At 67.1% G+C, this 22,434-nt stretch carries 20 protein-coding genes; 15 read left to right on the top strand and 5 right to left on the bottom strand.

Features of this window, described 5'->3' with window-relative positions; all coding sequences use genetic code 11:
* The first annotated feature begins 56 nt into the window (after window positions 1–56).
* Window positions 57–1,256: an alkaline phosphatase family protein gene (locus ACKAE7_RS16395; protein ID WP_408979761.1), complete on the top strand. Its 1,200-nt coding sequence runs from the start codon at window positions 57–59 to the stop codon at window positions 1,254–1,256.
* On the top strand, window positions 1,249–1,974 hold the full coding sequence (locus ACKAE7_RS16400) for a thymidine kinase (RefSeq protein ID WP_408979751.1): 726 nt from the start codon (window positions 1,249–1,251) through the stop codon (window positions 1,972–1,974). The genes ACKAE7_RS16395 and ACKAE7_RS16400 overlap by 8 nt, the downstream gene beginning before the upstream one ends.
* Window positions 1,975–2,030: 56 nt before the next feature.
* Here ACKAE7_RS16400 and sepH read toward each other — a convergent pair whose 3' ends face one another.
* Window positions 2,031–3,371 carry a septation protein SepH gene (gene sepH, locus ACKAE7_RS16405; protein WP_190612046.1) on the bottom strand — a complete coding sequence of 447 codons (1,341 nt, stop codon included), beginning with the start codon at window positions 3,369–3,371 and terminating at the stop codon, window positions 2,031–2,033.
* A gap of 123 nt (window positions 3,372–3,494) precedes the next feature.
* Window positions 3,495–3,983, bottom strand: coding sequence for a DUF3093 domain-containing protein (locus tag ACKAE7_RS16410; RefSeq protein WP_190612043.1), 489 nt, complete (start codon window positions 3,981–3,983; stop codon window positions 3,495–3,497).
* A 190-nt stretch (window positions 3,984–4,173) separates the two neighbouring features.
* On the opposite strand from ACKAE7_RS16410, the gene dut reads away from it, so the two are divergent.
* The 4 genes from dut (at window position 4,174) to ACKAE7_RS16430 (ending at window position 6,681) form a co-directional block, all read left to right on the top strand.
* Window positions 4,174–4,704: a dUTP diphosphatase gene (gene dut / locus ACKAE7_RS16415; protein WP_188812806.1), complete on the top strand. Its 531-nt coding sequence runs from the start codon at window positions 4,174–4,176 to the stop codon at window positions 4,702–4,704.
* A 108-nt stretch (window positions 4,705–4,812) separates the two neighbouring features.
* Entirely contained in the window at window positions 4,813–5,541 is a 729-nt protein-coding gene (locus tag ACKAE7_RS16420) for a DUF3710 domain-containing protein (protein ID WP_408979752.1), read from the top strand.
* Window positions 5,534–5,893, top strand: coding sequence for an OB-fold nucleic acid binding domain-containing protein (locus ACKAE7_RS16425; RefSeq protein ID WP_191036263.1), 360 nt, complete (start codon window positions 5,534–5,536; stop codon window positions 5,891–5,893). Before ACKAE7_RS16420 ends, ACKAE7_RS16425 begins: the two co-directional genes overlap by 8 nt.
* Entirely contained in the window at window positions 5,890–6,681 is a 792-nt protein-coding gene (locus ACKAE7_RS16430) for a DUF3159 domain-containing protein (protein ID WP_408979753.1), read from the top strand. Before ACKAE7_RS16425 ends, ACKAE7_RS16430 begins: the two co-directional genes overlap by 4 nt.
* Here ACKAE7_RS16430 and ACKAE7_RS16435 read toward each other — a convergent pair.
* Both ACKAE7_RS16435 and ACKAE7_RS16440 read right to left on the bottom strand, forming a co-directional pair.
* Window positions 6,678–7,418, bottom strand: coding sequence for a TrkA family potassium uptake protein (locus ACKAE7_RS16435; RefSeq protein ID WP_104187621.1), 741 nt, complete (start codon window positions 7,416–7,418; stop codon window positions 6,678–6,680). The two genes, ACKAE7_RS16430 and ACKAE7_RS16435, sit on opposite strands and share 4 nt — an antisense overlap.
* A complete protein-coding gene (locus ACKAE7_RS16440) occupies window positions 7,415–8,089 on the bottom strand; it encodes a TrkA family potassium uptake protein (RefSeq protein ID WP_104187624.1) in 675 nt (224 codons plus the stop codon). The genes ACKAE7_RS16435 and ACKAE7_RS16440 overlap by 4 nt, the downstream gene beginning before the upstream one ends.
* 120 nt (window positions 8,090–8,209) lie before the next feature.
* Here ACKAE7_RS16440 and ACKAE7_RS16445 point away from each other — a divergent pair, with 120 nt between their 5' ends.
* The 8 genes from ACKAE7_RS16445 (at window position 8,210) to ACKAE7_RS16480 (ending at window position 19,877) form a co-directional block, all read left to right on the top strand.
* Window positions 8,210–10,186, top strand: a complete 1,977-nt coding sequence (locus tag ACKAE7_RS16445) for an APC family permease (protein ID WP_188730065.1) — start codon at window positions 8,210–8,212, stop codon at window positions 10,184–10,186.
* Window positions 10,183–11,568 (top strand): class I SAM-dependent RNA methyltransferase, encoded by a 1,386-nt coding sequence (locus tag ACKAE7_RS16450; protein ID WP_408979754.1) that lies wholly within the window; start codon window positions 10,183–10,185, stop codon window positions 11,566–11,568. The genes ACKAE7_RS16445 and ACKAE7_RS16450 overlap by 4 nt, the downstream gene beginning before the upstream one ends.
* Window positions 11,569–11,747: 179 nt before the next feature.
* Complete coding sequence (locus ACKAE7_RS16455; protein ID WP_191036261.1) at window positions 11,748–14,573, top strand: aconitate hydratase; 2,826 nt, start codon at window positions 11,748–11,750, stop codon at window positions 14,571–14,573.
* A gap of 141 nt (window positions 14,574–14,714) precedes the next feature.
* The gene (dxs, locus tag ACKAE7_RS16460; protein ID WP_408979755.1) at window positions 14,715–16,688 is read left to right on the top strand and encodes a 1-deoxy-D-xylulose-5-phosphate synthase; all 1,974 of its coding nucleotides are present in this window, start codon (window positions 14,715–14,717) and stop codon (window positions 16,686–16,688) included.
* Entirely contained in the window at window positions 16,685–17,302 is a 618-nt protein-coding gene (locus ACKAE7_RS16465; protein WP_408979756.1) for a DUF402 domain-containing protein, read from the top strand. The genes dxs and ACKAE7_RS16465 overlap by 4 nt, the downstream gene beginning before the upstream one ends.
* Window positions 17,299–17,859, top strand: a complete 561-nt coding sequence (locus ACKAE7_RS16470) for a hypothetical protein (RefSeq protein ID WP_188812791.1) — start codon at window positions 17,299–17,301, stop codon at window positions 17,857–17,859. The genes ACKAE7_RS16465 and ACKAE7_RS16470 overlap by 4 nt, the downstream gene beginning before the upstream one ends.
* Window positions 17,860–17,866: 7 nt before the next feature.
* Window positions 17,867–18,844 carry an aldo/keto reductase gene (locus tag ACKAE7_RS16475; protein WP_408979757.1) on the top strand — a complete coding sequence of 326 codons (978 nt, stop codon included), beginning with the start codon at window positions 17,867–17,869 and terminating at the stop codon, window positions 18,842–18,844.
* Between the two features lie 7 nt (window positions 18,845–18,851).
* Window positions 18,852–19,877: a nucleoside hydrolase gene (locus ACKAE7_RS16480; RefSeq protein ID WP_408979758.1), complete on the top strand. Its 1,026-nt coding sequence runs from the start codon at window positions 18,852–18,854 to the stop codon at window positions 19,875–19,877.
* 21 nt (window positions 19,878–19,898) lie between these two features.
* Here the strand turns inward: ACKAE7_RS16480 and ACKAE7_RS16485 are convergent, their stop codons facing one another.
* Window positions 19,899–21,323, bottom strand: coding sequence for a mycothione reductase (locus tag ACKAE7_RS16485; protein WP_408979759.1), 1,425 nt, complete (start codon window positions 21,321–21,323; stop codon window positions 19,899–19,901).
* 214 nt (window positions 21,324–21,537) lie between these two features.
* Here ACKAE7_RS16485 and ACKAE7_RS16490 point away from each other — a divergent pair, with 214 nt between their 5' ends.
* Window positions 21,538–22,353 (top strand): ECF transporter S component, encoded by an 816-nt coding sequence (locus tag ACKAE7_RS16490; RefSeq protein WP_408979760.1) that lies wholly within the window; start codon window positions 21,538–21,540, stop codon window positions 22,351–22,353.
* Window positions 22,354–22,434 lie beyond the last annotated feature (81 nt).

Consider the following 22,434-nt stretch of genomic DNA (forward strand, 5'->3'; position numbering starts at 1 on the left):
CCCAAGCGCTCCAGCGTTCCATCCTGGGACGAAATCGTCTTCGGTACCCGCGGGGACTGACTCCCGGGCCGGCCAAAGCCCCGGACCTGCCGCCCGCTCCCGCCTACGGCCGGCGTTCCGTGGCGGACGTGCTGACCAGTGCCGCAGCCAGCCTGGGCCTCGACGGATTCACCAACACCCTTGGCCTTCCCGCGGCGTCCCGCGTATGCGTCGTCGTCGCCGACGGCCTTGGCCGGAACCTCCTGAAGCAGAAGTCCGCCCATACCCCCTTCCTGCGCTCCGTCATCCAGGCCGGCCAGGGCGCCGTCCCCGTGTGGCTCGATTCGGCGTTCCCTTCCACCACGGCCGCCGCGCTGGCCAGTTTCGGCACCGGCCTGCCCCCGGGCCAGCACGGCCTGGTGGGCTACGACGTGCTGGATCCGGAGCAGGACAAAGTGGTCAACCTTCTTGGCAACTGGGACCCCGGGGTTGACCCGGTGGCCTGGCAGCCGTTCCCCACAGTGCTGGAACGCGCTGCCGGCCAGGCCGCAGTGACCACTGTCAGCCTTCCCCAGTTCGGGGACTCACCCATGACCCACGCCGCCCTCCGCGGCGGCACCTTCATTCCCGCCACCACCTCCCACGCCCGGACCGCCGCGGCCGCCGAAGCCCTGGCAGCGCCAGGGCCAGGCCTGATGTACTTCTACGTCAACGAGCTTGATAAGGCAGGGCACCGCCACGGCTGCCAGTCGCAGGAATGGGAACACCAGCTTGAAGAGCTGGACGCCGTGATGAAGCGCCTGAATTCCTCCCTGCCGGCAGGCACCAGCATCCTGCTGACGGCGGACCACGGCATGCTCGACGTACCGGAGCAGCAGCGCATCGACTTCTCGGCGGATCCGCAGCTGGTGGAAGGAGTACGCCACACGGCCGGCGAACCGCGGATGGTGCACCTGTACCTGGACGACGCGTCCGACGCCGGTGCACGGGAGCGGCTCCTCGCCGCCTGGCGCGGCCGTTTCGGTACCCGCATCTGGGCGTTCACCAGGGAAGACGGCATCGCCGCAGGACTTTTCGGTCCGGTCCGGCCCGCCGTCGAGGGCAGGATCGGCGACGTGATGATTGCGGCCCGCGACGAGCTCGCCCTCTACGACACGAGGCGTGTCCGCCCCACCGCGATGGAGGTCGTGGGCCAGCACGGATCGCTGACCAAGGCCGAGCGGGAAGTTCCGCTCCTCTATTTCACGGCCGACGGCAGGAGCGCCCGCCGTGGCTGAGCTCGTCTTCTTCTCCGGCACCATGGACTGCGGCAAGTCCACCCTCGCGCTGCAGATGGACCACAACCACCGGGTCCGTGGCCGGGGCGGCGTCCGCTTCAGCCGCAACGACCGCGCCGGCGAGTCCCGTATCTCCAGCCGGCTTGGACTGGAAACCGACGCCGTGGAAGTAGTGGACGGAACGGATTTCTGGGAGGAAGTCATGCGACGGCGCACCCACGGCCAGCGCGTAGACTACCTGATCTGCGATGAAGCCCAGTTCTACACGCCTGAGCAGGTGGAGCAGCTGGCGAAAGTCGTGGACGAAATCGACGTGGACGTCTTTGCCTTCGGCATCACCGCTGACTTCCGCACCCGGCTGTTCCCCGGCTCCCAGCGGCTGATCGAACTCGCGGACCGGGTGCAGGTCCTGCAGGTGGAAGCACTGTGCTGGTGCGGCCGCCGGGCAACGCACAACGCACGCACGGTCGACGGCGTCATGGTCACCGAAGGCGCGCAGGTAGTGGTGGGCGACGTTGACATGGCCGTGGACGGCCCGGCCGCCACGGCGGCAGGCCACATCCCCGTGGTGGGATATGAGACGCTGTGCCGCCGCCATTTCATGCGCCGCGTCACGGCGCATGGCGCCAACCTCATGGCCGAACAGGACCAGCTGCTGCCGTTCGAGGTGGATGCGTGCCTGTGGCGGGGCACCGGCGGGACCGGCGCGGACGCCTAGACAGTCCTTCCGGCGGCGCGGGCTGCAGGCCCGGGAGCCAGCCGCCGGCCCGGGAGTCAGTCCCCGCGGGTACCGAAGACGATTTCGTCCCAGGATGGAACGCTGGAGCGCTTGGGCCTGGCGGGCTGGCGTTCGGGAGTTCCCGCCTCCGGCAGTTGGCCGGTGGTGGGGGAGGAGTCTTCGTTCCGGGGCGCAGGACGCTTCGGGGCGCCGCCCAGCAATTCGTCCAGTCCCGCGCCACTGGATGTGCCGTTCCCGTTGCCCTGTGCTGCGTCCGCTGCCGCGGCGCCGGAGGCCCGCTGCGGTGAAGCCACAATGGTTATTTCCCGGGTATCGGTGCTGACGCCGTTATGCAGCCGCAGGTTCTCGTCGGCGGGTTCGTGCTGGGGCGGCAGGAGGCTGAGCCGGGACAGCATGGACGGCCGGGCATCCCGCCGCCGGACGAAGGAGTCGCCCTGGGCAGCAGGCGCTTCGGTACGGTCAGGTTCCTGCCCGGCGTCGTGTTCTTCCGCTTCCGGGGTGATCTCCGAGGGCCGGGGGTGGGCGGCAGGAACGCCAGTGGTCAGGAGCAGCGCCAGGGCGTCGTCGGAGTCCTCGTCCACGCCAAGCCGCTGGCCCCGTCGGGAGCGCAGCATGTCCAGGAGGCCGTCGGATTCCTTATCCTTGCCGGCCGCCTGGCCGGCGTTGCCGCCCTGGTTGCCGGGAGCGGAGTCGGCATCGGTCTCAAAATCAAAGGGCCGGTCGGAGACGGCGGACAACCTGCGGGCCGGGACCGGTCCGTCCAGGGGCTCCAGCTCACTGAGCTGCTGGGCCCAGCGGTTGGCGTTATGCAGGGACTTCCGGGCCGGGCTGAAGGTCCACAGCGCGGGCGGCTCCTCGCCGATTCCCTGTGCGCCGCCGTTCTTCGCCTCGAAGGTGGCAGACACGGTCCAGGTCCCGTCCTGGCGGCGCCATGAATCCCACTCCGCGGAGGCGGGGTCGATGCCATGCGCCGAAAGCCTGTGCGCCACCATGTCGCCCAACGTGGCCGGGCTGTCACCGAATGCTGAGCGGTAGATGTCGTGCCCGGGCGACGGCGCGGCCACTTCCACCTTGCGGGCCTGCTGGGCCACGTACTCCCGTTCTGCGAGGACCGGGCCCTCGTACCGTTCAACCTTGGCCAGCGGCAGCCCGGAAGCCTCGGCTACGTCCGCCGCCGTGGCTCCGGCCCTGATCCGGGCCTGGATGTCCCGCGGGGACATGGGAATGGCAGGCCGCTCGACCCGCGGCTTAACCGCGGACCTGCTGGCCGTCCTCAGCGCTTCATCGATCGGCAGCTGGAACATCTCGCCGCCGGCCCCGCTCAACAGGAGGTGAGTCCCGTCGTCGTGTACGCCTACAAGCCGTAGATCCTGCATACAAATCCTCCACCCTGGCATTACTATCACTCGAAACTTTGCCATCCGGCGGCCGGGTTTTGGCTCAAGGGGCAGGGCGCGCCGCGATTTTCCGGGAGATCCGGGTGAAAGGGGACCTGCAGGCTAGTGCCTTGAGAGGGCTGCCGTCAGCTCATCGGGGCGGCGGGTGGAGGTCAGCCAGTACGGCGTCGGGTCTGATGGATCGGTGATCTCAACCTTGACCACCGGATCGATCCAGCCCCGGATGCAGAGGTAGGCCAGCCCGTTCAGCCGGGTGCCGCGTTCCGCCGTCGCTTCCCCGCCGCGGAACGGCTGGACGGCACCCACAAAGCGGCGCTCGATGGTGGCCCGCCCCACGGTCAGGGTTTTCGGGGTCACCACGATGCTCGGGGTGGAAAGGACCAGGAGTACGGCGATGATGGCAAAAAGCACCACTGCGGCCGTGTACCCGGCGGCTGCGCTGATCGGGGCGAACACCAGGATCCCCGCGCCTGAAACGCCTGCCGAGATGATCCAGATCCATACGTTCGGCCACAATTTTTCGCGATAGATCACGTCAGCTTCGGCTGAGGGAGTACTGGGCACGGACGCGGCGGAACTGGATTCGGGCATGGACCAAGCTTTCCACCTTTCCCTGGCTATTTCATCCCGGCCGGGCCCGTCCCGGCTGTGCCGGCCGGTGCCGTTCAGGGCGGGACCGCACTGGGAGGTCCGGCCCGGCAGGCTGTACGCAGGCTGTACGCAGTGGGCAGCCGCCCGCGGCCTAGGTCCCATCCGCGGGCGCGGGTTAGAGTGAGTTACTGTGACTGATCAATCCGCAGCAGTAGACACATTTCCCCCGGACCCGCCTTCCGGGGACGAGCCCCTTGCCTCGGCCCCGACCCTGCAGGTCCAGCTGAAGATGCTGGACCCGGGCCTGGAAGCGCCGTCGTACGCGCACCCGGGCGATGCCGGCGCTGACCTTCGCGCCAGGGAAGACGTTGTCCTGCAGCCGGGAGAGCGCAAGCTCGTACCCACCGGAGTGGCCATTGCCCTGCCTGAGGGATTCGTGGCCCTCATCCACCCCCGCTCCGGACTGGCCACCAGGCACGGGCTGACTATCGTCAACGCCCCGGGAACGGTGGATGCCGGGTACCGCGGGGAAATAGCAGTCACCCTGCTGAACACCGATGCCACCCAGCCCATTGAGCTGCACCGCGGCGATAGAATTGCCCAGATGGTGATCCAGCGGGTTGAGTACGCCCAGTTCATCCCCGTCAACGAATTGAGCGGGTCCGTGCGCGGCACCGGAGGATTCGGGTCCACCGGCGGGTTCAGGCGGCCCGGAGCCTGAGACAAGTATTTCCGTTCCGGCAGGCTCGCTGCCGGCAAGCGGCAGAGCACGACGGCGGGACCCCCTCAGGGCCGGACCGGCACATTTCACAACTAAGGAGACACCCTCATGGTCTTTGGGCTCGGCAGGAAAGCCAAGAAGGAAGAAGTATCCGAACCGGATGACTCTCTGACCACCGCGGAGTCCCCGGAGGACGCCGCGGCAGGCTCCGGTGTCCGCGCCAACGGACCGTTTGATGAATCCGAAATCACCAGCCGCGACGGTTACGTGGACCTCGGCGCGCTCCTGATCGCACCCAGTGAGGGCCTGCAACTGCGCCTCGAGGTTGAAGAAGCCACCCAGCGCGTGGTGGCCGTTACCTTGGATCTCAACGGGTCGAGCCTGCAGCTTCAGGCTTTCGCCGCCCCCAAGACCGAAGGCCTGTGGGACGAAATCCGTGAGCAGATCGGCCAGTCCGTCGGGGCACAGGGCGGCCAGGTCGAGGAAGTCGAGGGAGGCTTCGGCACTGAACTCGTAGCGAAACTGCCGGCCGGGCTGCCTGACGGCAGCCAGGGATACCGGGTGGCGCGTTTTGTAGGCGTTGACGGTCCCCGCTGGTTCCTCCGTGGCGTGCTGGGCGGCCCGGCAGCCCTGGAACGGGCTGCTGCCGAGCCGCTGGAAGCCCTCTTCAGGCAGGTTGTGGTGATCCGGGGCGGCAGCCCCATGCCGCCGCGGGACCTGCTGCAGCTCCGCCTGCCCAAGGACGCTGCCGCAACCCCACCGCCGGCCGCCACCCCGCAGCCCGCCCCCGCGCTCCAGGAGCCGGAACGTGGTCCGGAAACCACACAGATTGGCTGATCCTGCACCGGACGGCGTGCCCCGGCACCACGCCGGAACACTCCCTATCAGCCAGCTTCCGGACAAGGGCCGTGTCACTTGCCAGGGGCGCATCGAATCGGTGACTTTCCTCCCGGCAGACCAGGCTGCCGCCTTCAGCGCCATGGTCTCCGACGCCGAGCCGGGAAAAGCCTCCGCCCAGGCTGGTGCACGGCGCGGAAGGCTACGCGTTGTGTGGCTGGGGCGCCGGCGCGTGCCGGGCATTGAAGCCGGCGCGGAGATCCGGCTGGACGGAATGCTTTCCACGAACAACGGACTGCCCACCATGTTCAACCCACGCTACGAAATACTGTCCCGCCAGGAGAACGAATGACCGCGCCCCAGCCCGACCCCTCCGCCGGATCCCAGGGGCCGGATACTCCCGGCCGCGCAGGCAAGCCGGGCCCGGCGCAGGAGCCTTCCCCCGTGGCGGGCCTCGCAGCGGAATATGCCGCCAAGGCAGGACTGCACCGGACACACGACGGCCGCGTGGACGTCCTCCGGAGCGCCGGCGGGATCCAGGGCATTGCCGAGAGCATCGCTCCGGGACTCGTCTTCCTGGTTGCCTTCACCGTGACCCGGGAACTGACGCTGTCCCTTGTGGCGGCCCTTGCCGCCGCAGCCGTCTTCACAGTGGTCCGGCTGGTCCAGCGCAAGCCCCTGACGCAGGCACTTGCCGGCGTGGTGGGCGTGGGTATCTCGGCCTGGCTGGCCAATACCACCGGCAAGGCAGAGGACTTCTACCTGCCCGGGTTCTTCACCAATGCCGGGTACATCCTGGCGATGGTCCTCTCCATCTTCCTCAAATGGCCGGTAGCGGGCCTGCTCTTCGGATTCATCCGGAACGAAGGCCTCGACTGGCGCAAGGACCCGGCACGGGTCAAGGCCTACCAGCTGGGCACCTGGATCATCGTTGCGGTCCTTGCGCTTCGGCTCGCGGTACAGGTTCCGCTCTACCTCATGGGGCCGGACGGACTTGCTGCCCTGGCAACCACCCGCCTCATCATGGGCGCGCCGCTGTACATCCTCGGTGTCTGGATCGCCTGGCTTGTCACGCGGCCCGCTCCGGCCGAGTCCGGGCCGGAACCCCAGCCGACGGACGGCCCGGCTGCGGCAAACTAGCCGTCGAACCCGTCGTCCTCCGGGCCCTGCTGCTCAAGGTGGCCCGCGTCGTCGGCGGGCCGGGGCTGCGGTTCCGAGGAGTCGGGGGAGAGCAGCGCGCGCAGTTCGTCCTCGGCGGCGATAGTCGTCACGAAGAACAGCTCGTCGCCGCCGTCGATCACGTCATCCCGGCTCGGCGTGATGGGCGCGTGGTCCCGAAGGATAGCCACCAGCGTGGAATCCTCGGGCCACTGGATCTGTCCCACGGTGCTGCCGATAACGTGCGAATCGTGCGGGACGGTGAACTCCACCAGGGAGGACACCCCGGTCTGGAGCGTCAGCAGCCGGACAAGGTCGCCGATCTCCACGGCTTCCTCCACCAGGGCTGTCATGAGCTGAGGGGTGTTGACGGCAACGTCCACGCCCCAGGAATCGTTGAACATCCAGTCATTCTTGGGGTTGTTGACGCGCCCCACGGTGCGTCCCACCCCGAACTCCGTCTTGGCCAGGAGCGAGACCACCAGGTTGACCTTGTCGTCACCGGTGGCAGACACCACCACGTCCGCGTCCTCAACCTTGGCTCCCTGGAGCGTGCTCAGCTCGCAGGCGTCGCCCACCAGCCAGTGCGCCCCCCGCAGGCCGCTCCGTCCGATCACTTCCGGCTTGAGGTCGATCAGGAGGATCTCATGCTTGTGCGCCAGCAATTCCCTGGCGATGGACGATCCGACGCTTCCCGCGCCAACGATCACGACTTTCACTGGGACTCCTTGGCAGGGGCTTTGGCCAGGATCTGGGCGACCTGTGAGCTGCGATCCACCGGGAGCATGGCGTGCACGGTGTCGCCGTCCTGGTACGCGGTGCCCGCAGCCGGCAGGATCCCCTCACCGAAGCGGGTCAGGTACGCCACCCGGATGTCGGCGGCCTTTTCGATGCTGCTGACCGGGTGCCCGATCCACCCGGCGTCGAGGTCAAGTTCGGCCAGCACCAGGCGGCCGGAGGGCTCCCGGAAATCACCGGCGAGGTGCTGTTCGGGCAGGATGCGCCGGAGCACCTGGTCGGCGCTCCAGCGGACCGCCGCCACAGTGGGAATGCCCAGGCGCTGGTAGATCTCGGCACGGCCGGGATCGTAGATCCGGGCGACGACGTGGGGGACGTGGAACGTTTCCCGCGCCACGCGGGTGGCGAGGATATTGGAGTTGTCACCGCTGGACACCGCCGCGAAGGCGTACGCTTCAGCGACCCCCGCCTGCTTCATGGTGTCCCGGTCGAAGCCAACACCGGTGACCTTGCGGCCTGTGAACCCCTGCCGGAGCCGGCGGAAGGCGCGGTCGTCCTGGTCGATGATGGCCACAGAATGCCCGGCGTCCTCCAGCGTGTGAGCCAGCGTCGCCCCCACCCGGCCACATCCCATGATCACGAAATGCGCCACGGTGTTTCTCCTCTGTAATCCTGTCAAGGTCCTGCTGCTAGAACTCTACCGCCAGCGTCCGGGCTGCAGCCGCCCGCCGCCCGTCATGACATAGTCGGGGAATCAGACTAGCTTTGTGGGGTGCTGACAATATTGAACGCCGCCAAGCGTGTGCTGGTGGGCCGGCCATTCCGAAATGACCGGCTGGCCCATACGCTGCTTCCCAAGCGGATCGCACTTCCCGTCTTCGCATCCGACGCCCTCTCATCCGTGGCGTACGCACCCGATGAGATCCTGCTCACCCTGGCGCTGGCGGGCGTCAGCGCAGTTGCGTTCTCACCCTGGGTGGGCCTGGCCGTCATGGTGGTCCTGCTCACCGTTGTGGCGTCCTACCGGCAAAACGTCCACGCCTACCCATCGGGCGGCGGCGACTACGAAATCGCCGGCGAAAACCTCGGCAAGTACGCCGGCCTCACCGTAGCCTCGGCGCTGCTGGTGGACTACGTCCTGACCGTCGCGGTGTCCATCTCCTCGGCCGCCACGTACCTCACCACCGCAGTCCCGTCGCTGCACGGCAACCAGGCGGCCATTGCCGCCGTCGGCGTTGCGATCCTCGCCCTGGTGAACCTGCGCGGCGTGAAAGAGGCAGGCACCATGTTTGCCATTCCCACTTACCTCTTCATGGCAGCCATCCTGGGCATGACGGCCGTGGGCATTTTCCAAGCCGCCACCGGACAGTTGGGGGAGGCGCCCTCCGCCGCGTTCACGATCGTCCCGGCCCCCGGGTTTGATGAGGGGCTGGTAGGGCTGGCCGGCGCCTTCCTGCTGCTGCGCGCTTTTTCGTCAGGAGCTGCGGCGCTGACGGGCGTCGAAGCCATCAGCAACGGCGTGCCCAACTTCCGCCCGCCGAAAAGCAAGAATGCGGCCACCACCCTGCTGCTGCTGGGCGTCATCGGCGCCACCATGCTGGCGGGCATCATGTACCTGGCCAACGCCACCAAGGTACACATCGTCCTCGACCCCGCAACGGAATTCCTCCTCAACGGCAACCCGCTCCCCGAGGGGTACATCCAGACGCCGGCCATCAGCCAGATTGCCCACACGATCTTCGGGCCGGGATCCATACCTTTCTATATCGTGGTGGCCGCAACCGGCGTCATCCTGGTCTTCGCGGCCAACACGGCCTTCAACGGCTTCCCCGTGCTCGGCTCCATCCTCGCCCAGGACGGATACCTTCCCCGGCAGCTGCGGACCAGGGGCGACAGGCTGGCCTTCAGCAACGGCGTCCTTGCCCTCGCCGCCGGTGCACTGGTGCTGATCCTGGCGTTCAACGCGGACGTCACCAAACTCATCCAGCTCTACATCGTGGGGGTCTTCATCTCCTTCACAGCCAGCCAGCTGGGAATGATCCGGCACTGGGGCCGGAAGCTCAAACTGGCCAGGGACAAAGCCGCCCGGCGCCGCATGGCCAAGTCACGCGTCATCAACAGCATCGGCTTCGGCATGACCGCCACGGTCCTTGTCATCGTGCTGGTAACCAAATTCGAGCAGGGCGCCTGGATTGCCCTGCTGGCCATGTTCATCCTGTTCCTGATTATGTGGAGCATCAAAGCCCACTACGACAACGTGGCCAGGGAACTGGCAGTGGATGAGGACGCCTCGCCGCGTGCCCTCCCCACCCGGGTGCACGCCGTGCTGCTGGTGTCCCACGTGCGCAAGCCCGTGCTGCGGGCCCTTGCCTATGCCAGGGCTTCCCGGCCCTCCCGGCTTGACGCCGTCACCGTGGACATCGATCCGGAGGAAACCGCGCAGACCGTGGCCGACTGGGACAAGCTGGAGATCCCCGTGCCGCTGACGGTACTGGCAAGCCCCTACCGCGAGACGGTCACGCCGATCATGGACTACGTCAAGCAGATGCGGCTTGACTCGCCCCGGGACCTGATCGTTGTGTACATCCCCGAATACGTGGTGGGCAAATGGTGGGAGCAGTTGGTCCACAACCAGACAGCCCTCCGCATCAAGACCCGGCTGCACTTTGAACCAGGCGTGATGGTGGCGAGCGTTCCCTGGCAGCTGAAATCATCCGAAGAAGCCAAGAACCTGCAGGACGTCCAATGATTGCGAAGGCCCCGTTGCACACGATTCACCAGCCACCCGCCGGAGCGACCGGCACGGAAGTAGTGCTCGACGTCGGCCCGGTGGCCCATGGCGGCCACTGCGTCGCAAGGCACGAGGGGCGGGTAATTTTCGTCCGGCACGGCATTCCCGGCGAGAAGGTGCGGGTACGGCTGACGGACGCCGAAGACAAGGCCAAGTTCTGGCGGGCGGACGTGGTTGAGGTTCTTGAAGCCTCCCCGGACCGCGTGGGCCACTTCTGGCATGCTGCCGATTCGCTGCGGGCGTGGGGCCACGGGCATCCGCCGGTGGGGGGAGCGGAGTTTGGCCACATGACGCTGGCCCGGCAGCGCAGCCTCAAGGCAGAAGTCCTGGCTGAACAGCTCACGCGCCTTGCCGGCGTCGAAGAGTTGCCGAATGGGGCCGTCCACAGCGTCGAAGCAGTGGGCGGACAGGACGACGGCGGGAACGGCCTCGGGTGGCGGACGCGCGCCAGTTTCTCGGTCACCCCCGGCGGGAAGCTCGGCATGCACGCGCACCGCTCCACGCACATCGTTCCCGTCCGGGAGATGCCCCTCGCCGTCCATGCCATCAACGCCCTTCGCCTTTGGGACCTCGACCTGCAGGGCATCGACCGGGTGGAAGTGGCGGCCCCGGCCAACGGCTCACGTCCGCTGGTGCTGCTGGCACCAGGTCAGGGAACCAAGCCCAAGCGGCTTAACGCCGTGGCTGCCCAACTGCCCGCCGAGGTGTCCGTAGCCACGTTCGATCCCGCTACCGACGCAGTGCACCAGTTGCGGGGCCGCACCTGGGTGCAGGAAACAGCAGCCGGCCATGACTACCGGGTGACCGGCGCCGGGTTCTGGCAGATCCACCGCGACGCGCCCGGGGCGCTTGTGGGGGGCGTCACAGATTTCCTCCAAAACGGCGGCTTCCTGCATCCCGGCGCGGTGGTGGCCGACCTCTATGCGGGCGCCGGACTGTTTACTGCCGTCCTGGCCGACGCCGTGGGGGAGACGGGGTCCGTCCTGTCAGTGGAGGGGGCACCCGGAACCAGCCGGGACGCCCGCAAAAACCTGCACGCAGCGCCGCAGGTGGAGATCGTCCAGGGCCGGGTGGAGCGGGTCCTCCGCCAGAAACCGCGCAACTTTGACGCCCTGGTCCTTGATCCTCCGCGGGCAGGCGCGGGGAAGTCCGTGGTTGGGCAGCTGGTTGAGGCGCAGCCCCGTGCCATTGCCTACGTGTCCTGCGATCCGGCGTCGTTCGCCCGGGACGTGGGGTACTTCCGCCAGGCCGGGTGGGACCTGTCAGGCCTACGGGCCTTCGACCTATATCCACACACCCACCACCTGGAGACCGTGGCGCTCTTGACGCCGCGCGCCTGAGGAACGGTCCATGATGCCACCGCTGTTTTCGACTACGATGGCCGTAGTAGTCCCACGTCGCGCTCCGTAATCACGGCCGGCCGTGTGCAATTTTCGGGCCCGGATCTAATTAGGGCTTCCTAACTAGCAGGCGGTCAACCGCGCGACAAAGATGAAACTGTTGCGAGAGGAGTCCTGCGATGAGCACTGTGGACAGCTTCGGTTCAAAAGGCAAACTTAATGTAGCCGGAACCGAATACGAAATTTTCCGGTTGAACTCCGTTGAAGGTGCAGAAAACCTTCCGTTCAGCCTCAAGGTATTGCTTGAAAACCTGTTGAGGACCGAGGACGGCGCGAACATCACTGCCGATCACGTCCGCGCCTTGGCAGGCTGGGATCCCAATGCCCAGCCCGATACAGAAATCCAGTTCACGCCTGCACGCGTGATCATGCAGGACTTCACCGGCGTTCCCTGCGTGGTGGACCTGGCGACGATGCGCGAAGCGGTCAAGGAACTGGGCGGCGACCCCAAGCGGGTCAACCCCCTGGCGCCTGCCGAGATGGTCATTGACCACTCGGTCCAGATCGATGCCTTCGGCAACTCCGGCGCACTGGAGCGCAACATGGAGATCGAATACCAGCGCAACGGGGAGCGTTACCAGTTCCTGCGCTGGGGCCAGACCGCGTTCGACGACTTCAAGGTTGTCCCGCCGGGAACCGGCATCGTGCACCAGGTCAACATCGAATACCTGGCCCGCACGGTCATGACCCGCGAAGTGGACGGCGCGCTCCGTGCGTACCCGGACACCTGCGTCGGTACCGACTCCCACACCACCATGGTTAACGGCATGGGTGTCCTCGGGTGGGGCGTCGGCGGCATCGAAGCCGAGGCTGCCATGCTGGGCCAGCCTGTTTCCATGCTGATCCCGCGTGTTGTGGGCTTCAAGCTGACCGGCTCCATCCCGGCCGGCGCCACCGCCACCGACGTGGTACTCACCATCACCGAGCAGCTCCGCAAGCACGGTGTTGTGGGCAAGTTCGTTGAGTTCTACGGCGAAGGCGTTGCCGCCGTGCCGCTGGCCAACCGCGCCACCATCGGCAACATGAGCCCGGAATTCGGTTCCACGGCTGCCATGTTCCCGATCGACGACGTCACCCTGGACTACCTGCGCCTCACCGGCCGTTCAGACCAGAACGTGGCACTCGTGGAGGCCTACGCCAAGGAACAGGGCCTCTGGCACGATCCTTCCCGCGAGATCAAGTTCTCCGAGTACCTGGAACTGGACCTGTCCACGGTTGTTCCGTCCATCGCAGGCCCCAAGCGCCCGCAGGACCGCATCGAACTGACCGAGGCCAAGGACGAATTCCGCCACGACCTGAAGAACTACGTCGCCCACGACGCCGACGCCGGCACCCTGGACGAGTCGCTCGAGGAGTCCTTCCCGGCCTCCGACGCGCCTTCCTTCACGGCGGGATCGACCCACATCTCCGACACCGACCGCGAACCCCCGAAGTACTCGGCAGGCCACGGCGGAGCGGGACGCATCTCCCAGCCGGTTCCGGTCAAGATGGCCGATGGACGCGAGTTCGAGCTGGACCACGGTGCGGTCACCATCGCATCCATCACGTCCTGCACCAACACGTCCAACCCGTCGGTCATGCTGGCCGCCGCGGTCCTGGCACGCAACGCCGTGGACAAGGGCCTGACGTCCAAGCCGTGGGTCAAGACCTCTGTTGCACCCGGCTCGAAGGTTGTCACCGACTACTACGAGAAGTCCGGCCTGACCCCCTACCTGGAGAAGCTCGGCTTCTACATCGTGGGCTATGGCTGCGCCACCTGCATCGGCAACTCCGGCCCTCTGGAAGCCGAGGTCTCCGAAGCGATCCAGGCCAACGACCTCGCCGTTGCGGCAGTCCTCTCGGGTAACCGCAACTTCGAAGGCCGCATTAACCCGGACGTCAAGATGAACTACCTTGCCTCCCCGCCGCTGGTCATCGCCTACGCCCTGGCCGGTTCCATGGACTTCGACTTCGAGACCGACGCCCTGGGCCAGGACAAGGACGGTAACGACGTCTTCCTGAAGGACATCTGGCCCAACCCGGTTGAGGTCCAGCAGGTCATCGATTCCTCGATCGACAAGGAAATGTTCGCCAAGGGCTACGAAGGCGTCTTCGAGGGTGACGACCGCTGGAAGGCACTCGACACCCCTGCCGGCGACACTTTCGCCTGGGATCCGAACTCCACCTACGTCCGTAAGCCCCCGTACTTCGAGGGCATGCAGGCCAAGCCGGAGCCGGTCAAGGACATCACGGGCGCCCGCGTGCTCCTGAAGCTGGGCGATTCGGTCACCACCGACCACATCTCCCCGGCCGGTTCGTTCAAGTCCGACACCCCTGCCGGCCAGTACCTCCTGGCCAACGGCGTGGAGCGCAAGGACTTCAACTCCTACGGATCCCGCCGCGGCAACCACGAGGTGATGATCCGCGGAACGTTCGCGAACATCCGCATCAAGAACCAGGTCCTGGACGGCGTCGAGGGCGGTTTCACCCGCGACTTCACCCAGGACGGCGGCCCGCAGGCCTACGTTTACGATGCCGCGCAGAACTACCAGGCAGCCGGCACCCCGCTGGTGGTCCTGGCCGGCAAGGAGTACGGTTCCGGGTCCTCCCGTGACTGGGCTGCCAAGGGTACCGCCCTGCTCGGCGTCAAGGCCGTCATCGCCGAGAGCTACGAGCGCATCCACCGCTCCAACCTCATCGGCATGGGCGTCCTGCCGCTGCAGTACCCGGCCGGCGAGTCCGCAGCCACCCTGGGCCTGTCCGGCACGGAGACGTTCTCGGTCGAGGGTGTCACCGCCCTGAACGAGGGCACCACGCCCAAGACCCTCAAGGTCACGGCAACTGCCGAGGACGGCAGCTCGACGACGTTCGACGCCGTCCTGCGCATCGACACCCCCGGTGAAGCGGACTACTACCGCAACGGCGGAATCCTGCAGTACGTCCTGCGCCAGATCTCCGCTAACTAGCGGTTCCTGACAGCAGGCACCACCTCCCGAAGCCCCGGCCGGTCACCGACCAGCCGGGGCTTCGGCTGTGCAGGTGAGCCTTGTCCCGCGGGCCAAGGCGTTAGAGTTAAACGGCACGTCTACCACCTGAAGGAGGGGTCAGTGGGAATCTTGGAGACCATCCGGAATCCGCAGGACCTGAACGAGTTGTCCGAAGACCAGCTGAAGCAGCTGGCTGCGGAGGTCAGGGACTTCCTGATCACGAACGTCTCCCAGACGGGCGGGCACCTCGGACCAAACCTTGGCGTGGTGGAACTGACCCTTGCCGTGCACCGCATCTTCGACTCGCCCCGCGACAGCATCGTCTTCGACACCGGCCACCAGTCATACGTCCACAAGCTGCTGACCGGGCGCCAGGACTTCAGCACGCTGCGCCAGGAAGGCGGAATCTCCGGCTACCCCTCCCGGGCCGAATCCGAGCACGACATCGTCGAGAGCTCGCACGCTTCATCCTCCCTGTCGTGGGCGGACGGCATCTCCCGCGCCCGCCAGCTCACCGGTGAAGGCGACCGGTACGTCGTCGCCGTGGTGGGGGACGGTGCGTTGACCGGAGGCATGGCCTGGGAAGCCATCAACAACATCGCCGCGGACAAGAAACGCCGCGTGGTGATAGTGGTCAATGACAACGGCAGGTCCTACGCCCCCACCGTCGGCGGCTTCGCGGACTACCTCGCGTCCCTGCGCCCCACGATTGACTCTTTCCGGACGGCACCGGCCTACGAAGTGGCGCTGGAGTGGTGGAAGAAGAAACTCCAAAACGGTGGACCGGCGGGCCAGTTCACCTACAAGAGCCTGCACGCCATGAAAAAGGGCATCAAGGACTGGTGGGCCCCGCAAGGCATGTTCGAGGACCTCGGCATGAAGTACATCGGCCCCGTGGACGGCCACAACCTCCAGGCCATGGAGCATGCCCTGTCCACGGCCAAGCACTACGGCGGGCCGGTCATTGTGCATGCGATGACCGAGAAGGGCCACGGCTACGCACCCGCCCGCGCCCACGAGGCGGACCAGTTCCATGCCGTCGGCATCATCGACCCCGAAACCGGCGAGCCCACAGGCGCCGCCGGCGCCCAGTCCTGGACCTCGGTCTTCGCCGACGAAATAGCGGCCATCGCGGATGAGCGGAAGGACGTCGTCGGCATCACCGGAGCCATGCTCATTCCGGTGGGCCTGCACAAATTCGCGGCCCGGCACCCTGACCGCGTGATCGACGTCGGAATTGCCGAACAGCACGCCCTCACCTCCGCCGCCGGCATGGCCTTCGGCGGCCTGCACCCGGTGGTTGCCGTCTACGCAACCTTCCTGAACCGGGCCTTCGACCAGCTCCTGATGGACGTGGCCCTGCACAAGGCCGGCGTCACCATCGTTCTGGACCGCGCAGGCGTCACCGGGCCGGACGGCGCCAGCCACCACGGCATGTGGGACATGTCCATGGTCCAGATCGTCCCCGGACTCCATCTCGCAGCACCCCGCGACGCCAGCAGGCTGCGCGAGGAGCTCCGCGAAGCCGTGGCAGTCGGCGACGCACCCACCGTGGTCCGCTTCTCAAAGGGATCCGTGGGGGCGGAAGTGGAAGCCCTTGAACGCCTCAGCGACGGCGTGGACGTGCTGGCCCGGCGGCCCAGCGGTTCCACAGAGAACGACGTCCTGATCGTCAGCGTGGGCGCCATGTCCGAACTGGCGCTGGACGTGTCCAACCGCCTCGGCGCGCAGGGCATCAGCACCACCGTGGTGGACCCGCGCTGGGTCCTGCCCGTCCCGCGTTCCATCATCGCGCTGGCATCGCACCACCGCCTGGTGATCTGTATCGAGGACGGTGTCCGCGCCGGCGGCGTCGGTTCGCGGATCCGCCAGGAAATGCGGGCGGCCGGCGTGGATACGGCCTTGAACGAGGTAGGCCTGCCGGTCGAATTCCTGGACCACGGCACCCGCGCCCAGATCCTGGACCGCGTCGGCCTGACCGCCCAGCAGATCACGCACGACGTCGTTGCGCAGGTCCTCGGCACAAAGGTCCCCTTTGCGCGTCCCCTGCCCGGCCAGCAGCACCCCACCACCGGCAGCCTTCCGATCCTGTGAGGGGAGAGGCTGAGCTGAAATACCCCGACGTCCTGGGGGAGCCCGCAGGGGAGAGCCACCCGGGAGCAACGCGGGTACCGGAGAACCTGCAGCCCGGCCAGCTGGTGGTGGCACGGAACCGTAAATGGGACGGCAAAGCCCACTGGGTGGTACCCGGGCGCTACCTCGGCGAGGACCGGCATGGCTGGTGGATTTTCCAGGGCACCAATGAGTTCTGTTCCCGCCCGGGCGCGGCGTTCTACACCAAATCGGACGCCGTGCTCCTGGTGCCGCGCGAAGGCGACTGGGTGGCCACTTTCTACGACGACGCCCATCCGGGCGGCATGCGGGTCTACATCGACCTTGCGGTGGCCCACGAGTGGAGCACCATCCGCCCCGCAGTCACCGAATTCCACGTCATCGACATGGACCTGGACATCGTCCACACGGCCGGCAGGGGCGTGTTCATCGACGATGAGGACGAATTCGCGGAACACCGCGTTGCCATGGATTACCCCGCAGTTCTGGTGGAATCCCTCCAGGCATCGGCGGACCAGCTTTACCAGGCCGTGAAGGCGCAGCACGCACCGTTCGACGGCACCGACGCCGAATGGTTTACCAAAGGACGGTCATGAGCGGAATTGTCAGGGTTTACAAGCGCGACGAAGAGGGCACCCTCCATTTCCGGGAGGCCTGGTACGACGAGGACTACGGTCAGTTCGTCATGAACTACGGCGCCGTGGGGCACCAGAGCAAAACCGAGGAAACGGACGTCGCCACACCCGAGGCGGCGGAGAGCCTCCTGGACGCCTTCGCAGCCCAGTGCGCCGAGGACGGCTACGCCGAAATTCCGGAGCAGGAACAGTCCTGGGTGGTGGCCCAGTTCGCGCTGAAGACCCGGGAAGGCACCGACAGGGACCGCTACCTGGAGGAAAAGGCCACCGACGCCCTCATCAGCCACCTGGCCTGGCGCGGGCTGGGGACGGTGGAACGCTCCGAATTCACGGACTACAAGCTCAACATCTTCTGCCTGTGCCCGGAGGTGAACAAGGCCGTCAATGCCGTCAAGGTCTGCATCCGCGGCGAGGACCTGGACTTCACCAAGCTGAGCATCGGTGCCGCCCCTTTCGCCGAGCCCACCAACTTCAAGCTCAAGCACTCCGCCAAGCCCGCTGCCGGCTTCAGTCTCTAGGAGCACAATGCCCACGTACCGCCGCCTCGGCAAGTCAGGCCTGACCGTGTCTACGGTCGGCCTGGGCTGCAACAATCTCGGCCGCGCCAATACCGCCACCGAATTCCAGGAGGCTACGGACGGCGTGGTGAACGCAGCGATCGACGCCGGGATCACCCTGTTCGACGTCGCCGACACGTACGGGCGGGAACCAGGGCTCAGCGAGGCGATGCTCGGGAAGGCGCTCGGCACCAGGCGGGGGGACATCGTCCTGGCCACGAAGTTCGGCATGGACATGAAGGGTGCCAGCGGCCCGGACTTTGGTGCCCGCGGCTCACGCCGCTACATCATCCAGGCTGTGGAGGCCTCGCTGCGGCGGCTGGGCACCGACTGGATCGACCTCTACCAGTTCCACACGCCGGACCCCTTGACCCCCATCGACGAGACCCTGTCCGCACTGGACACCCTCGTCAGCAGCGGCAAAGTCCGCTACATCGGGCACTCCAATCGTTCCGGCTGGCAGATCGCCCAGGCGGAGTACGTTGCGCGGGAACTGGGGTGCGCCCGCTTCATTTCCACGCAAAACCACTACAACCTCCTGGACCGGCGCGCCGAACTTGAGGTGACACCGGCAGCGGAGGAGTTCGGCCTGGGCGTCCTGCCCTACTTCCCGCTCGCCAACGGACTGCTGACCGGCAAGTACTCGCCAGGCCATGCCCCGGACGGATCGCGGCTCAGCCACACCCGCCAGCATCTGGTCCACGACGCCGACTGGGACCAACTGGGCAGGTTCAGCACTTTCGCGCGGGAACGCGGCCTGACCGAAATCCAGGTTGCGTTCTCGTGGCTGGCAGCCCAGCCCTCGGTTGGCAGCGTCATCGCCGGTGCCACCGGGCCGGAACAGGTCCGCCAGAACGCTGAATCAGCCGGCTGGGTGCCCCCGGAGAAAGACCTCGCGGAGCTGGACAGCATCTTCCCTGCCGCTCCCAGGGTTGCCCTGTTCTAGGACCGGGATGACCGCCTTCCTGCTGGACGTGGATACCGGCATCGACGATGCCCTGGCCCTGGCCTACCTTTCCGCCCTGCCCGATACGGAATTCGTCTCCGTCACCGCAACCCCTGGGAACGTGGATGCGGACCAGGTGGCGCGCAACACCCTGGCACTGCTCGAACTGTGCGGCAGGCCCGGAGTGGAAGTGGCCATTGGCGAACGCGAACCGCTGGCCATACCGCTGCTCACCACTCCCGAGACCCACGGACCCCAGGGAATTGGCTACGCGGTCCTGCCCCAGCCGGCCGGGGCCGTATCGGAGCGGAACGCCGTCGACCTCTGGGTTGAACACGCCCGCAACCGGCCCGGGGAGCTTACCGCCCTCATCACTGCGCCGCTGACCAACTTTGCGTTGGCCCTGCGGCAGGAACCGGAACTTCCCGAACTGCTCGCCAAGGTGGTGATCATGGGCGGCAGCTTCTACCACCAGGGCAACACCACGCCCACTGCGGAGTGGAACACCCACGTTGACCCGCACGCCGCCAAGGAAGTGTACGCCGCTTTCCGGGGCCGGGCACCGGAAAAACTTCCCATTGTCTGCTCCCTGGACACCACCGAGCGGATGGAAATGCACCCCCACCATGTGCGCCGGCTGGCGGAAGCGGCCGGTGCCCGCATCCCGGAACTGGTGCTGCCCGAACAACCGGAGGGACTGCGCAGCACCTCCGACAACACCCTCATCCGGCACCTGTCCGACGCCCTGCGGTTCTACTTCGAGTTCCACCGGCACTACGACCAGGGATACCTGGCCCACGTCCACGACTTCTTCGCCGCTGGCGTGGCAGCGGGCACCCTGGAGTTTGAGGCCCGTCCAGCCACGGTGGACGTCGAGACCGGGTCGCCGCTCCTGGCGGGCACCACGGTGGCAGACTTCCGCGGACTCTGGGGCGCACCGCCGAACGCCCGCGTGGTCTCCGCCAACGATCCCGCAGCGGCCTTCACCGAGCTGGTCTCAGCTGTCGGCGGCCTTGCCGCCCGGCTCGCCTAAGGACCGCTTTCGACGGCGGAACTACAGCGGGGCGTCCTCCGGCAGGTCGACGTCCAGTGCCAGGAGGGCATTTTCCACCACCTCGGTCAGCGCCGGGTGGATCCAGTACGGGCCACGGGCCAGCTCATGGACGGGCACCGACCCGGCCATGGCCTGGACCAGGGGCTGGAGGAGGATGGACGCTTCATGGCCCAGGATGTGGGCGCCCAGCAGCCTGCCCGAGGACCGTTCGGCCACAAGCTTCACCACCCCTTCCCCGTCCTCCATGGCCCAGCCGTAGGCGGTGCTGCCGTAGTCCTGGACCGCCGTCACCACGTCGGTTCCCGCGGCTGCCTGTGAACGGGCCTCTGCTTCGGTGAGGCCAACCGATGCCACCTGCGGGTTGGAGAAGACTGCGGAGGGCACGGCGGTGTAGTCGATTCGGCGCAACCGGTCCGGGTTCTCCAGGTTGTGCGCCACCACGCGGGCTTCCCGGTTGGCCACGTGCTTGAGCTGGTACGGGTTGGCGACGTCGCCCAGGGCGTACACGCCGTCCAGGGGCGTGCCGCCTGAAAGGATCCGCAGGTTGGCATCGTGGGCGAGGGTGCCGTCGTCGTCCACGTCGAACCCGGCGGCCTCCACGCCCAGCCGGTCCGTGTTGGGAACCCTGCCGGTGGCCATGAGCACAACATCCGCAGCGACGCGCAGGGGCCGGCCGTCGGCATCGGCGAAGTTCACCACAACGGTGCCGTTGCCGTTGTCCTGGATGGACTGGAGCGAGAAGCCCAGTTCCAGCCTCCAGCGGCTTGCTGCCGCCGCGGCGAACCGCCTGGAGATTTCGGCGTCGTGGCCGCGCAACAGGCGGCTCGTCCTGTTGACCTGGGTCACGCTGGAACCGAATCCGTGGAAAATCCCCGCGAACTCAGCAGCGATGTATCCGCCGCCAACCACCACAACCCTTTCCGGCAGCCCATCGATCCGCATCACGGTGTCCGAGGTGTGCACCTGCGGCAAGTCGATTCCCGGCACGTCGGGCAGGACGGCCCTGGACCCGGCGGCAACCACAACCTGCTCAGCAGTGATCTCCACACCGGATGCGGTCCGCAGCGCCCGCGGGCCGGTGAAGTGCGCATGGTCCTGATAGAGGTCAACATGGTCCAGCTCCGTTGCCCGGTAGTCCCGCCCGGCCGAGGAGATGGAATCGATCCGGCCAAAAATCCGGTCCCGGATGTCATTCCAGTGCACTTTGTCCAGGCTGAGGTCCACCCCGAGCCGGGCTGCCTCCTGGTGCGCCGCGGCCAGGCCGGCCGGATACACAAACATCTTGGTGGGAATGCACCCCACGTTAAGGCAGGTGCCGCCGAACACGCCGCCGTCGATGAGGGCCACCCGCTTGTTGTCCCAGTGCGGCGTGATCAGCGAGTTGCCGGAGCCGGATCCGATGATGGAAAGGTCATAGTGGGGCATGGCAGGTCTTTCCACGGGCAACGGCAGGCGGATTTTGCCTGTCCGGGCAGTCTAGGGCAGTCCGGGACCGGATGCCCCGGCAGCGGTGCGCCGCCAGTAGAATAATCGCGGACGGAACAGGCGCAGCAGCCTGCCGCCAGCTGCCGAGGTGACATACGCAGCGTTCCACCGGCCCGTACTCCCGGGCCCTCCCCGCGCACCCTGAAGGAACTCCATGTCGCCCTCCCTGACGCTGCCCGCCCCGGCACCGGCCGCCGCCCGAAAACGCCGCCTGCTGGAAATCCTCGGCGCAGCGGCCATCGCCGCCACCTACGTCTACCTTGTGCTCAACCAGCCGGCCGATATCACCGGCGGGCCCGGCAGCGCATCCGCCCTGATTGCCCTCTCCGGCTTCCTGGTGGGCGCCATCCTGCTGATCGTGGCCGTCCTCCCGACGTTGCCGGCCTGCACCGTGGTGCTGATCCCCGTGGCACTGGTGCTGAACATCGTCCTCGGTCAGTTCGTGGGCAGCACCCTGGTCCCGTTCTACCTCGACGCGATCGGCACGGTCCTCATCGCGGTACTGGCAGGACCGGCCGCAGGTGCCGCAACCGGAGCGCTCAGCAGCATCGTCTGGTCCTTCTTCAACCCCACGGTGCTGCCGTTCGCAGCCGGCGCCGCACTGATCGGCTGCCTGGCGGGACTCGCCGCGCGCCACGGAATGTTCCGCCGCTTCTACCTCGCCCCCGTTGCCGGTTTCGTCACCGGGATCATCGGCGGCGTGGTGTCCGCGCCGGTGGCGGCCTTCGTCTTCGGCGGCACGTCCGGCGTGGCCACCGGGGCCATCGTCAGCGCCTTCCGGTCCATGGGGGACACCCTGCTGGCCGCCATCACCAAGCAGGCGCTCATCTCCGATCCCATGGACAAGGCGATCGTCTTCACCGTGGTGGCCGTCCTGGCCTACGCGCTTCCCCGCCGCACGCGCCTGCAGTTCCCGTTTGTCCGCCGGCACCGCGTGCTGGCCGGCACGTCGCCCGAACAGGGCTCCTGACCGCCACCGCGCCCTCGAAAAGGCAGGGCTGCTGACCGGAAAAGAGGTCACCTGGTGAGCTCCCTCGCATTGAATGAAAAC

The organism is Pseudarthrobacter sp. NKDBFgelt, from assembly GCF_046097905.1.
GTDB classification, from domain to species: Bacteria; Actinomycetota; Actinomycetes; order Actinomycetales; family Micrococcaceae; genus Arthrobacter; species Arthrobacter polychromogenes.